Annotated in this window: 12 protein-coding genes; 9 read left to right on the top strand and 3 right to left on the bottom strand. The window is 60.4% G+C overall.

The features are described 5' to 3' along the window. The first annotated feature begins 7 nt into the window (after positions 1–7). On the top strand, positions 8–625 hold the full coding sequence (locus F3H98_RS19950) for a DJ-1/PfpI family protein (protein ID WP_149762103.1): 618 nt from the start codon (positions 8–10) through the stop codon (positions 623–625). Positions 626–775: 150 nt separating this feature from the next. On the opposite strand, the gene F3H98_RS19945 is transcribed toward F3H98_RS19950, so the two are convergent. The 3 genes from F3H98_RS19945 to F3H98_RS19935 all read right to left on the bottom strand — a co-directional run bounded on the left by F3H98_RS19945 (position 776) and on the right by F3H98_RS19935 (position 4,014). Then, on the bottom strand, positions 776–1,981 hold the full coding sequence (locus F3H98_RS19945; RefSeq protein WP_149762102.1) for a mandelate racemase/muconate lactonizing enzyme family protein: 1,206 nt from the start codon (positions 1,979–1,981) through the stop codon (positions 776–778). An 81-nt stretch (positions 1,982–2,062) separates the two neighbouring features. Next, positions 2,063–3,223, bottom strand: coding sequence for a mandelate racemase/muconate lactonizing enzyme family protein (locus tag F3H98_RS19940; protein ID WP_149762199.1), 1,161 nt, complete (start codon positions 3,221–3,223; stop codon positions 2,063–2,065). Between the two features lie 50 nt (positions 3,224–3,273). Further along, positions 3,274–4,014 (bottom strand): GntR family transcriptional regulator, encoded by a 741-nt coding sequence (locus tag F3H98_RS19935; RefSeq protein WP_425294859.1) that lies wholly within the window; start codon positions 4,012–4,014, stop codon positions 3,274–3,276. A gap of 178 nt (positions 4,015–4,192) precedes the next feature. Between F3H98_RS19935 and F3H98_RS19930 the strand changes: the two genes are divergently transcribed. The 8 genes from F3H98_RS19930 to F3H98_RS31560 form a co-directional block, all read left to right on the top strand. Next, positions 4,193–5,674 carry an ABC transporter substrate-binding protein gene (locus F3H98_RS19930; protein ID WP_149762101.1) on the top strand — a complete coding sequence of 494 codons (1,482 nt, stop codon included), beginning with the start codon at positions 4,193–4,195 and terminating at the stop codon, positions 5,672–5,674. Positions 5,675–5,752: 78 nt separating this feature from the next. Continuing rightward, positions 5,753–6,712 carry a carbohydrate ABC transporter permease gene (locus F3H98_RS19925; protein ID WP_149762197.1) on the top strand — a complete coding sequence of 320 codons (960 nt, stop codon included), beginning with the start codon at positions 5,753–5,755 and terminating at the stop codon, positions 6,710–6,712. Then, the gene (locus F3H98_RS19920) at positions 6,709–7,587 is read left to right on the top strand and encodes a carbohydrate ABC transporter permease (RefSeq protein ID WP_149762100.1); all 879 of its coding nucleotides are present in this window, start codon (positions 6,709–6,711) and stop codon (positions 7,585–7,587) included. The genes F3H98_RS19925 and F3H98_RS19920 overlap by 4 nt, the downstream gene beginning before the upstream one ends. Positions 7,588–7,600: 13 nt before the next feature. After that, positions 7,601–8,695: an ABC transporter ATP-binding protein gene (locus F3H98_RS19915; protein WP_149762099.1), complete on the top strand. Its 1,095-nt coding sequence runs from the start codon at positions 7,601–7,603 to the stop codon at positions 8,693–8,695. Between the two features lie 2 nt (positions 8,696–8,697). Next, on the top strand, positions 8,698–9,867 hold the full coding sequence (locus F3H98_RS19910) for a mandelate racemase/muconate lactonizing enzyme family protein (protein WP_149762098.1): 1,170 nt from the start codon (positions 8,698–8,700) through the stop codon (positions 9,865–9,867). Between the two features lie 10 nt (positions 9,868–9,877). Continuing rightward, positions 9,878–10,618: a ribonuclease activity regulator RraA gene (locus F3H98_RS19905; RefSeq protein ID WP_149762097.1), complete on the top strand. Its 741-nt coding sequence runs from the start codon at positions 9,878–9,880 to the stop codon at positions 10,616–10,618. A gap of 123 nt (positions 10,619–10,741) precedes the next feature. Then, positions 10,742–12,040, top strand: coding sequence for a mandelate racemase/muconate lactonizing enzyme family protein (locus tag F3H98_RS19900; RefSeq protein ID WP_149762096.1), 1,299 nt, complete (start codon positions 10,742–10,744; stop codon positions 12,038–12,040). A 555-nt stretch (positions 12,041–12,595) separates the two neighbouring features. Beyond that, a partial coding sequence (locus tag F3H98_RS31560) for a hypothetical protein (RefSeq protein WP_210249698.1) occupies positions 12,596–12,954 on the top strand: 359 nt, incomplete at its 3' end.

Here is a 12,954-nt window from a genome sequence, read left to right as displayed (position 1 = left end):
GAATAAAATGGCTGGCAAGAAAATTCTGATGCTCACCGGCGAGTTCACCGAGGAATACGAGATCTTCGTGTTCCAGCAGGGAATGGAAGCAGTCGGACACACCGTCCACGTGATTTGCCCGGACAAGAAGGCTGGCGACAAGATCCAGACTTCGCTGCACGACTTCGAGGGGCACCAGACCTACATCGAGCGCTACGGCCACCTTGCCGACATCAACAAGACCTTTTCCGAGGTGAAGCCGGAAGAATACGATGCCGTCTATTGCGCCGGCGGCCGCGGCCCGGAATACATCCGCACCGACAAACGAATTCAGGCGATGGTCAAGCATTTCCACGACGCAAAGAAGCCGATCTTCACCATCTGCCACGGCGTCCAGATCCTGGTGGCGGTGGACGGAGTCGTGCGCGGCAAGAACGTCGCTGCCCTAGGCGCGTGCGAGCCGGAGGTGAAGCTGGCCGGGGGCACCTATATCGACGTCAAGCCGACCGAAGCCTATGTGGACGGCACGATGGTCTCGGCCAAGGGTTGGACCGGCCTAGCCGCTTTCATGCGCGAATGCCTGAAGGTGCTTGGTACCGAAATCAGGCACGGCGCGACGGCTGGTAGCGAGAAAGCGGCAGCCTAAGCCCTCCAGGCTACCGACTATCTTTGGGACTCGCCCGCGTCAGCGGGAGGGCCCCTTACTATGTGAGGGGCGTCGAACACATCTGACCAAGCGGATGAGTTGTGGCCGACCAACGCGACTTGGTTTGCACGCTTACGCCAGGAGGAAGCTTCAGACGCGGTGGAAAAATCCCTCGTCTTCTTCGGCAAGATATTTTCGCGCTCCCTCGGGATCGATGTCGAGGCCGAGCCCTGGACCGGGCAGCAGTTCGATCATCGAATTGCGCACGATCTGCTTCGGCAGCCCGATGACGATTTCCTCCCACCATGGGTCGGACGCGGTGGGGTACTCGAAGGCGATGAAGTTCGCGGGCAGGGCGGCGCACACATTGATCAGCGCTCCAAGGCCGAGGAGCCCGTTGGCCGTGCCGTGCGGCGCCATCATGATAGAATGCATGTAAGCATGCTCGGCTACCCATTTGAGTTCGGCGATGCCGCCGATGTCGGCGGGATCTGGACCGACGATCCGCACCGCCTGCGTCTCGATCAATTCCTTGAAATTGTGTCGCAGGTAAATCTGTTCACCAGTATGGATCGGCACCGTCGTTGACTGCGTCAACTCGCGATAGGCCTGCGGGTTGACCCACGGTACGTAGTCGCCGGTGAGCATGTCCTCGAGCCACATCAAATTGTACTTCTCAACCGCATTGGCGAAGCGGATGGCGTCGGGCAGAAACCAGCCCGGCCCGCAATCCAGCGCAAGGCTGACTTTGTCGCCGAGCACCTCCTTCATGGCCGCGACGCAGTCTATCGCATGGGCCATGCCGCGCTCACTGATCTGGCCCTGATCCATGGCGCCGTGATAGCCGGCTTTCTTCTGCACGATGCCATAGTGAAAGTCGGGAACCGTGTCCTTCATGTTCGAATGGAACGTGATCCCCTGCTTCACCATGAAGAAGCCTTCGGGCTGCTCCATCATCCACCTGACGTCGTCCGCGTAGTCCTCGGGCCGGTCGCCCGAGCGCTTGCGGCGCTTGTTGCCGTTGTAGCAGCGGATCTGGTCGCGCACTTTGCCGCCGAGCAGCTTGTAGACGGGGACGTTGGCGGCCTTGCCGGCGATATCCCACAGCGCATGCTCAATCGCGCTGACCGCAGCGCCGTAGGGCTTAAAACTGCCGCGCTGGCGAATCTTGAGCATCACGTGTTCCACGTCAGTGGGATCCTCGCCGATGAGCGCGTCGCGGAAATGGAGCACAAAGGGTTTCAGGTAGGGTTTGGTGAACTCCACCTCGCCGAGGCCGTGGATATTCTCGTCCGTTACGATGCGGACGATGGGATGGCGGCCGATGACGGCGCAACGAAGGTCGACGATCTTCATGGGGTTCTGGACTTTCGGCCGTTGAGGGGACCAGCGCTGTGCGAACTTACTCGCGGTATGGGACCTGTTTGGGCAGGCGTACTACTCGACCTGGTTTTCCTCGAGGTAGCCGCGATTCATCTCGACGCCGAGGCCCGGGCGCTTCGTAAGCTTCAGGCTGCCGTTGGAATTGTCGAGTGGCTCGTCGATGAGCACGTCATATTTGTGCAGGTTCCACTCGGATGTCTCGAGCTTGTAGAAGTTCGGCACCGTCATCATCACCTGCGCGCCGGCGACGACATTGATCGGCCCGGCGGCGTCGTGAGGCGACACGGGAATGTAGTACGCTTCACACATGGCGGAGATCTTTTTCAGCTCTGTGATGCCACCGGTCCAGGTTACGTCAGGCATGATGTAGTCGGCGAGCTTGTTCTCAAGAATTGGCACGAAGTCCCATTTGGTGTGGCCGCGCTCTCCCCAGGAAATCGGCGCATTCACCTTGTCGCGTACTTGCTTCAGCGCGTTGAAGCTCTCGGGCGGAACAGGCTCCTCGAACCAGTCGATTTGGCCAGCGTCCTCGAGCGTGCGGCAGAGCCGGATCGCGGTCGGGACGTCGAAGCGGCCGTGCGCATCGATGAGGATTTCGATATCCGGCCCTGCTGTCTCGCGGATCAGCGCGGTGAGCTCGGCGGCCTCGCGCTCGTCCTTGCGCGTCATGGACCCTTCGAGATAGCCGTCGCGCTGCTCCCGGGCCAAGCCATCCACGTGTGTACCCTGTTGGGGGAAGGGGTCGAATTTGAGGGCGGTGTGCCCAGACTTCACAATGTCGTGGATCTCCGCGACCACGGCCTCCTTGCTGGTGAACTTGCGCTGGTCGGGGTGGGTGTAGAGGGCGATTTCATCTCGCACAGGTCCCCCCAGAAGCTCGTTGATGGGCATGCCGAGGGCCTTGCCCCGGATGTCCCACAAGGCGATGTCGATTGCACTTACGCATTCCACCGCGGCCCCGCGGCTTCCCATGTAGGTGAAGCTGCGAAAAAGCTTGTGCCAAAGCTGCTCTATGAGTGTCGGATCTTCGCCAACCAGCATAGAGCCTACCTGCCTGAGCATCGCAACCAGGGCGCGATTTGCGATCTTTGTTGTGGTGGTGATCTCGCCCCAACCGGTGATCCCCTCGTCAGTGTCCACCTCGACAAACAGGAACTCGCCCCAGTACGAGGCGCTCGACTGTATCAGCCAGGGCCGCACACTCGTTATCTTCATTTGCTTCTGCTTCTCCATTGAAGTGGGGCATGAGTCGAACCGGCCGGAACCTATCCTGCCCGCGCTGCGCTTGCTGCGCGCATCTGCTCAAGGATGTGTCGGCCCGAGCCTTCAACATGGCGGGCGACCAGTTCAGCGGCCTTGTCAGCCTCACCGGCCTTGATCAGCTCGATCAGTTCGCGATGATCACGCAGCACCTGGGCGCGCCGCGAGAGCGTAAAATTGAATCGGCGGCTCACAGCGCGCAGTACCTCGCGATGCTTCCACCAGAGCTCGGCCGCGTGACGGTTGTAATGGCGCTCGTACATGACGGTGTGGAAGGCCGTGTCGAGCTCACTATGCCTGAGCTGATCAGCAAAGTTGTTTTCCTCGATGAGGCGTTGGATGCGCTCGAGTTCGACAATGTCCTCCTGGGTCGCCATGCCGACGAACCATCGGGTAAGGGCGGGCTCGATCAGAACGCCAATTTCGTAGATGTCCCGAACGAAGTCCTGATCAATCGGCCGCACGCGCGCACCACGGTTCGGGGCGAAGATGACAAAGCCCTCGCCTCTGAGCAGCTGCAGCGCCTCGCGGACCGGGTTGGTGGACGTTCCATGACGCTGGGCGAGGTCAGCGACGACCAAACGTTCGTTCGCCCTGAGGCGGCCTTCGATGATGTCGTCGCGGATCAGCTCGTAGACGGACGCTCCCTCTGTCGAGGCGCCAGTCGCGTCGATCCCCACCGGTGGCTTTGCCTTGAATTCCGTCATCGTCCGCTCCCCTTGGTAGCCGTTCATGCCTTCTGACATTATCCACGGTTTCCGTCAAATAATGTACGATCTATTTTGGTTGACACGCAATCTTTCTTCTGTGACGCTGTCTTGCCAGCCAAGGGATACACAAAACAAGCAGCCATCTCCCGGGCTAGGACCAAAAAAAGAAGCCGCCTGCGTCATGGGGCGGAAGGGAAAATGTGGAGGATTCCTAATGACACAGTTGAAATCCGGCTGTGCCGTCGCGTGCGGCACGATTGCACCTGTCCTCATGGCGTCACTGCTGTCGACTTCGGCGCTCGCCGAGCCACCCGTCGATCTGAGCAAATGGTCGCCGGAATATGTGCGCTCCATTGCCGGCACAGAGGAATTTGATACGGCCGAGGCGTGCGGCAAGGTCACTCCGCTCGACTACAAGGGGCGGCTCACATTCTGGTATCAGGGGGTGTTCGAAGGCGATCCCGACCTGCTGCGCCAGTACTACAAGGATTTCTTCGAGTCGTTCCGTAAGACCTATCCAAACATCCAGCTCGAAGAGCAGGCTCTCACGTATAACGACCTTCTCGACAAGTTCCGCACCGCGCTCATCGGCAATGCGGCGCCAATGGCGGTCCGCCTGCAAATCCTGGGCGGAACCGAGTTTGCCTCCAAAGGCTATCTCGAGCCGCTCAAGCCCGAGGACGTCGGCTGGTCGACCGAGGACTTCTGGCCCGGCGCGATGAAGGCCGTGACCTGGGATGGTGTGGGCTACGGTATCCCGACCAACAACGAGACGATGGCGCTCATCTGGAACGCCGACATCTTCAAGCGTGCAGGTCTCGATCCGGACAAGGCGCCCGCGACGTGGGACGATGTGGTCACGTACTCCAAGCAGATCCATGATAAGCTCGGGGTTGCCGGCTATGGGCTCGTTGCTCGCAAGAACGCCGGCAACACTCCCTACCGCTTCATGCCTCAGCTTTGGGGCTACGGTGGCGGAGTGTTCGACGAAGCTGATCCGAGCCCCAACTATGGCGAGATCAGGCTGAACAGCGAAGCCAGCAAGCGTGCCCTGCAGGCCTCCTACGACATGTATGTCCGCGACAAGTCGGTGCCCGTTTCGGCCCTCACAAATCAGCAGGCCGACAACCAGCCCCTGTTCCTGGCTGGCCAACTCGGGATGATGATCTCGCATCCGTCCGACTACAATGTCATGCTCGACCTGCAAAAGAAGGCTGCGGGTGCCGACAAGGAGAAGGCGCAGACCGTCATCGACAACATGCGCTACGGCCTTGTTCCGACCGGCCCGGACGGTAAACGCGCGGTCGTCTTTGGCGGCTCCAACATCCACATCCTCAAGCCAGAATATGTGGATGGCGGGAAGGTTGACGAGCCAGCGGCGAAGGCCATCATTTGCTTCTGGACGAGCCCCGAGTGGTCGCTGAAGATGGCCTATGCGGGCTCGAACCCCGGCAACCTTAATGGCTTCAAGACCAAGTGGATGAAAGAACGTCTGGACAACATCAAGTTCCTCGACGTTACGACTTCCATGCTGCCGTACGGCATTCCGTTCCCGGCCCTGCCGCAGGCTCCTGAGATCATGAACATCATCATCCCGGACATGATGCAGAACGCCTTGACCGGCGCCATGACCGTCGACCAGGCAGCCGATGACGCGGCCAAGAAGGTCAAGGAACTGATGGGCGGCGGACTCTAGCTCCTCTGGTCTCGAGCTGGGCCGGCGCCCCTCATGCTGCCGAGCTACATCGCCCACCAAGACAGGGGCTTGCCCACGATGACCATAGTGACAGGCGAGGCCAGCCAGGTCCGCCAGCCGCGCACAACCCGTTTGGACCTACTTCGGCAGACTTGGAGCAGTCGGGCCGACTATCTCTACGTGCTGCCCGCCATCGTGGTGATGCTCGTCGTCATCGCCTACCCGATCTATTACACGGTTGAACTGTCCCTCTTCAAAACGCCACCCGGGCTGCAGCTGAAGGACAAGAGCTTCATCGGGCTCAACAACTACACGACCATCCTCATGAGCAATGTGTTCTGGCGTGTCACGCTGAACACGGTGATCTGGACGCTGGCCTCGACTATAATCGCATTCGTGCTGGGCTTTGCCTTGGCACTCGCGCTGCATCGTGAGTTCTTCGGGCGCGGCATGTTGCGCGCCATCTTCATCATTCCATGGGTGATCAGCGCGGTTGCCGCCTCCTATATCTGGAAATGGATATACCACTCGGACTTTGGTATCATCGGCGTGGTTCTCGTCCAGCTGGGGCTCGTCGATCGGCCACCGAATTTCATCGACAGCGTCAGCACGGTTCTGGCCTCGCTGATCGTCGTCAACATCTGGCGTGAGTTTCCGTTCGCCATGATCATGATGATGGCGGGATTGCAGACCGTTCCCGAGCAGCTCCTGCGCGCCGCGCAAGTCGATGGCGCGTCAGCATGGCAGCGCTTCTGGCACGTCACTTTTCCCCATCTGCGCGGGGTTTCCACGGTCACGGTGCTTCTGCTCGCGGTGGCGAACTTCAATTCCTTCATCATCCCGTGGATCATGACGGGCGGCGGCCCGTCGAACGCCTCTCACATCTGGATTACTCACATTTACGAGCTTGCCTTCGGACGTCAGCGCTGGGGTGTGGCGTCGGCCTACTCCGTCCTCCTGTTCGTCATCCTGATGACGCTGGGCTATTTCTACGTGCGCGCGCTTAGCCAAGGCGATCAGCGGGAGCCCGGAGCATGAACGCAAAGTCTGGAGTCTCGACCCTTCGCCGCAGGCGCATGGATGGCTGGCGCTGGGGTGGCCGCATCTTCCTGCTGTTCATGCTGATCTATACGGCCGTACCGATGGTTTGGATGCTGCTGACGTCGATCAAGTCGGGCTTCGCAGCGATGGCGTTTCCGCCCGAGTGGTGGCCGAGCGAGCCAACGCTGGCGAGTTACCGGAACCTGCTCGATCCCGAGAACAGCGTCGGCCGGGACTTCCTGCGTTTTTTTTGGAACAGCCTGGTTGTTTCGACCCTGACCACGATACTCGCGGTATTGGTTGCGGTGCCGGCTGCTTACGCCTTCTCGCGCTTCAGATTTCCGGGGCGGCGTTTCCTGTTCTTCTCGGTGCTGCTGCGCAACATGTTCCCGGCAGTTATCTTCCTTGTCCCGTTGTTCATCCTGATGCGCTTTCTGGGTCTCGTGAACACCCACGGGTCGCTGGTTCTCACCTACCTGACCTTCGGCCTGCCGCTGGCCATCTGGCTGCTCAAGGGATTCTACGACAATATTCCGGTGCAGCTTGAGCAGGCAGCGCGCATCGATGGCGCGACCCGGCTGCAGGCATTCGTACTGATCGTGATGCCGCTTTCGGTGCCAGGTATCATCGCCACCGCGATATATTCGTTCATCGGTGCGTGGAACGAATACATCTACGCCTACACATTCCTCTCCAAGAACGAACAGCTGACCTTGCCGGTCGGCGTCCAGCGGTTCTTCTCCGAAAACACAACCGATTTCCCGGGACTGATGGCTGCAAGCTTCATGATGAGCGTTCCGGTCGTGGTTCTGTTCCTCGTCCTGCAAAAATACTTCGTGCGCGCGCTCACGGAGGGCGCAGTCAAACACTAAGGAACCACAGCTCATGGCCCACGTGATCCTCAAAGATCTCGTCAAGACCTATGGCCCGGTCTATGCGGTAAGGGATGTCTCGCTGACCGTGAATGACGGCGAGTTCGTCGCGCTCGTCGGGCCTTCGGGGTGCGGCAAGACGACGACCCTCAATCTGGTCGCGGGCCTCATTCCGATCACCAGCGGTGACATCACCATCGGCGAGCGCGTCGTCAACGATCTCGATCCCAAGGACCGGGACATCGCAATGGTGTTCCAGAACTACGCGCTCTATCCGAACAAGACCGTGTACAACAACGTCGCCTTTCCGTTGCAGATGCGCCGGATGTCCTCGTCCATGATAGACCAGAAGGTGCGCGACGCGGCACGCATGCTGGACATCTCCCATCTCCTCGAGCGCCGACCTCGGGAGCTGTCGGGAGGCCAGCAGCAGCGCGTCGCGCTTGGTCGCGCCTTGGTGCGCGATCCCGCCGTCTTCCTGATGGATGAGCCGCTATCCAATCTCGATGCAAAGCTGAGGGTGCAGATGCGATCCGAGATCAAGAGGTTCCACCAGGATTTCGACGCGACGATCATCTACGTGACCCACGATCAGCTCGAGGCCGTCACGATGGCCGACAAGATGGCCGTGATGAACGGCGGCTACTTGCAACAGTACGACACACCGGCACAGGTATTTGCGAACCCCGTGAACCTGTTCGTCGCCAGCTTCGTAGGCAGTCCGGCGATGAGCCTCATACCGCTCGAGGTGACGACAGCCGGCGGCAGAACGATCCTCACCAGCGCCGAGAAATGGACCATCGAGCTTTCGGACCAAAACGCGCGAAAGGTGCAGGGCGCCACCTCCAGGAAAGTCGTGCTGGGCGCACGCCACTCGGCGATACGCCTGCATAAATCGCAGGTCGCGGGGAGCGTGCCGGCGAAGGTATACACGGTGGAGCCAACCGGCGACGTAACCTTCGTGCAGGTGTTCCTGTCTGGAACGGTCGTCAACATCAGCTTGCCACCGACGTTCGATGTAGAGCCGGACGAGCAGATATGGCTCGCGTTCGACCAGAATCGCATGCACCTTTTCGACGGCGAGACCGAGCTGGCGCTGCAAGCCTGAGCATGTCACCGAAAGTTAAGATCACCGCCATCAAGCCCTACCCGGTCTGGGTGGGGACCCGCAACCAACTGATCGTCAAGATCGAAACCGACCAGGGGGTATATGGCTGGGGCGAGAGTGGCCTGTCGTCGCGCGAGAAGGCGGTGGTCGGCGCTATCGAGCACTATCGCGAGTTCCTCATCGGCCAGGACGCGATGCAGATCGGCCGCACCTGGCAGGAGATGTACCGCAGCCAGTATTTCGAGGGCGGCCGCGTTCTGCAAGCCGCTATTTCGGCGATAGACATTGCCCTGCACGACATCAAGGGCAAGGCGCTCGGAGTACCGGTCTATGAGCTGCTCGGCGGTAAGCAGCGCGACCTCGTTCCTACATTCGCGACCACGCGTTCGGAGGCCTCAAGCGCGGAAGTGGTTGAGCAGGTGCTTGAGCTCAAGGCTCTGGGATGGCAGGCAATCCGCCTCATCCCGGCAGGCCAGAAATCCGAGAAGATATATGAACCACGCGAAAGCATCGCCGAGACCGCCAAATGGACGGTGAAGTGCCGAGAGGCGTTGGCGGACGATGTAGTTCTCGGTATCGACTTCCACCATCGGCTGAGCGTGGCAGAGGCCGCCAGCTACTGCCAGAAGATGCCCCGCGGGACACTGGACTTTCTGGAAGAGCCCATTCGAGACGAGACGCCAGCCGCGTACGAGGCATTGCGGAAGTTGACCGACGTTCCCTTCGCGATCGGCGAAGAGTTCTCTTCGAAATGGCAGTTCATGCCGTACATCGAGAGGGACATCGCGCAGTTCAGCCGCATCGACATCTGCAATGTCGGCGGGCTGACAGAGGCGATGAAGGTCGCTGGCTGGACCGAGGCCCACTATGTCGACATGATGCCGCACAATCCGCTAGGCCCCATCTGCACCGCCGCCACGGTTCATTTCGCGGCGGCGGTCGCGAACTTCGCCTGGCTCGAAACACGCGCTTCGCCCGGTGAGCTCTATCACGGCTTCGACAACCCCGAACTCTTCCCCGGACTGCTCACGCTCGAAGGGGCCTACTATCGCGTCAGCGACAGGCCGGGGCTCGGGGTCGACGTCAACGAGGCACTGGTCGCTAAACAAAGCTACAAGCAGTGGGAAGCGCCGCATCTCGTCCGCAAGGACGGGTCGATCACGAACTGGTAAGGAGTCGAACATGGACATAGCCAAAATCAAGCGCCCTCCCAAAGACCTGGTCGCCAGGGTTCGCGAGGTCGGCGCCGCCACAGCGAGTGCAACGCTTGCGCACATGGGCATCCGAAACTGCTTTATGGAAGGCCCCGTCGCGCGCTCGCCCGGCGTGGTGGCCGCCGGGCCTTGCGTAACGCTGCAGATGATGCCCAAACGCGAGGACCTGTTCGACGAAGGCGAATACGCCGATGTCGAAAAGCAACTGCATCGGCATGTGCTCTACCAGGTCGAGGAAGGCGACATCGTCGTAGTGGACGCTCGCGGCGACATGACCTCCGGCATCTTCGGCGACATGATGATGACCTATTTCAAGGGGCTGAAAGGCGCCGGAGTAGTCATCGACGGTTGCGTGCGCGACTGGGCCAAGGTGCAGAAGCTGGGCATCCCGACGTGGCTGAAGGGAGTCACGCCGAACTATCACGCGCAGACGGTGCTGATGCCGCTGGCGGTCAATGTGCCGGTAGCGTGCGGCGGAGTGACTGTGATTCCCGGCGACATCATCGTTGCCGACGACGATGGCGCGGTCTGCGTCCCTGTCGCCCTGGCCGAGGCGATGATCGCGAAGGCTCACAAGGATCACGGCTGGGAGGAATTCTCGCGCGAGAAGCTTCTCGCCGGTGAATCGCTCAAGCGCTACTACCCGCTGCACAAGGATGCCTGGCCGGAATACGAGGCGTGGCTGGGCGAGCGCGGGTTGAAGGAGTAACGCCAAGCGACTCCCGTCGGCACGCCGACGTGACCCACCTTTGCCGCACAATGGCGAGCCCACTCCGACTATTGCGGGTGCGGGCGAGGGCGCCTTCACTCGCACCAGACAAGGGGATAAAAAATGTCCGTCATTGGCACCATTGAGAACGCAGTGCACCGCGCGTCCGAGCCGTCGCAGCTGAGGATTACCGACATCCGCCTCGCGACGATCCAGGCGCAGGGTATTCATCCGATTCTGAGGATCGATACGAACCAAGGCGTCTATGGCTTGGGCGAGGTGCGCGACGGCGCGCATCCCGATACCGCTATGCGGCTCAAGCCGCTGCTGATCGGACAGAACCCCTGCAATGTCGAGTACCTGTTTCGCCGGATCAAGCGCTATGGCGGCGAGAGTCGGGAAGCCGGTGGAGTCTGCGCCGTCGAGATCGCGCTTATGGATCTCGTCGGAAAGGTATACGGAGTGCCGTGCTACCAGCTGCTCGGCGGAAAGTTCCGCGACAAGGTGCGGATCTACGGCGATACACCGTCGCCAGCCGATCCAACCCCCGAGGCATTCGCTGAGGTGGTCCGTTCTCGACACGAGTTGGGGCTGAGCTTCATCAAGTTCGACTTGTCGGCGCGGATGTTCGAAGCGGTTCCAGGCGCAATGGTCGGTTCGGATACCCAACACGAGTACCCGCAATACCGCCAGTTCCACACACCAGGCCGCGGTGCTGGAGCGCGGATCAGCGAGCGAGGGCTGGATCTGGTCCGCGACATATGCCGCGCAGTGCGTGAGGAGGTCGGCCCCAAGGTGTCTCTCTGCACCGACCATTTCGGCGAGGGGTTCGTCACGGTCGACGAGGCGATCCGGGTCGGCCATGCGGTCGAGCCGTTCAATCTCGCTTGGGTGGAAGACGTGTTGCCCTGGACCGACATCGCCGGCCACAAGCGGGTGGCCGATGCTCTGCTGACCCCGGTCGCAGCGGGCGAGGACCTCTATTTGTTCGAAGGCTTCCGCGAGGCGATCGAGACCCGCGCATTCGACATCATCCATCCCGACATGCTTTCCTCGGGTGGGCTGACGGAGACCAAGAAGATTGCCGATCATGCCGAGCGCCACGGCATCCCCACCGCGCTGCACGCATGCTGCTCGCCGGTGGCGTTCATGGCCAACCTCCACCTCGGCGCGGCGCTAGCGAGCCTGATGGCGGTCGAGCATCACGCGCTGGATGTGCCATGGTGGACCGACATCGTCACCGGGATCGCGCCAGACTACCTGACGGATGGCTACGTCGCCGTACCTGAAGCTCCCGGTCTGGGCATCGACCTGAATGAGGATGTCATCCGAGAGCACCTGGTCCCTTGGTCTGGCTATTTCGAGCCGTCCGACGAGTGGAACGCGGAGCGTGTGGGCTTCCTGGGGCACCTTGTTTGGTAGTGAAGGATCGTACACTGGCCGGCTTGCCGATGTGTGCGGCTGCCCCGAAGCAGTTTCAGATACACGAGCCAGGAGCATTCGGCTTTTTGTTGCCTAGTCGCGCCCTCAGTGCCTGAGAGCAAATTTTTTTGTCAGCCCCACGAGACTCATAAGTTCTCTCGTTCAATTGCCCGGCCGCAGAGCCTTTTGCTGGTGGCACCAGCCTACCCTAGGGATGAATAGGAGCGGATCGCCAAATTCAGAGAGCTTTTGCAGGCCCCAACCTTTCCCTGCACTCCCGAAAAAATTCCCTGCTCGCGCGAGTAGGGAATTTGTCTGCAAGTCGCTGAATTTCAATGACGAATGGAGCCGACTTTTCACGCAAACAGTGAAAGTCCCGTGAAATTCCCTGAATCTAGGGCCCTACCACGGAATTTTTCCGTGAGACTGGTTCGCATGAGACTGCGCACACCACCAGATCCCGCAATTTGTAGGCGCGATCGAGAGCCTGCTTGCTGGCCGCATGCCAAGTAACGGGGAGCGGTCTGGTTCCAACGAATACGTGTGCTCCGCCATGTGAAGGAAAAATTCCGCCGGTTCGTTCAGAAACCTGACGGCGGCCCGCATCATCCGCTCCATCTTGTCGAATTGCGCGACGGCCATGGCTTCGGCGGTATAGCTGTGTCCGATGTGACAGTCGAACTTGGTAATCGTGCCGAGTTCGAAAGCTCTTCAGGGCACCGCCGCATTCCGGACATGTCATCGACAGGCCGTTCGAATCGTTTGCCATCGATTATCTGCGGATCGTCCTTGAAATCCGATTGGGAAGGGGTGATCGGCACGTACCCTACCCGAACGCGGACGCTGGCCTACCTCTTCGACAGATGCGCAATATTTGCTTCGCGACGGGGTCATCGGATGTTCGAGGGATTCAG

Source organism: Neomesorhizobium albiziae (assembly GCF_900114255.1).
Taxonomy (GTDB): Bacteria; Pseudomonadota; Alphaproteobacteria; order Rhizobiales; family Rhizobiaceae; genus Neomesorhizobium; species Neomesorhizobium albiziae.
This window is presented reverse-complemented; position numbering and strand designations above follow the sequence as displayed.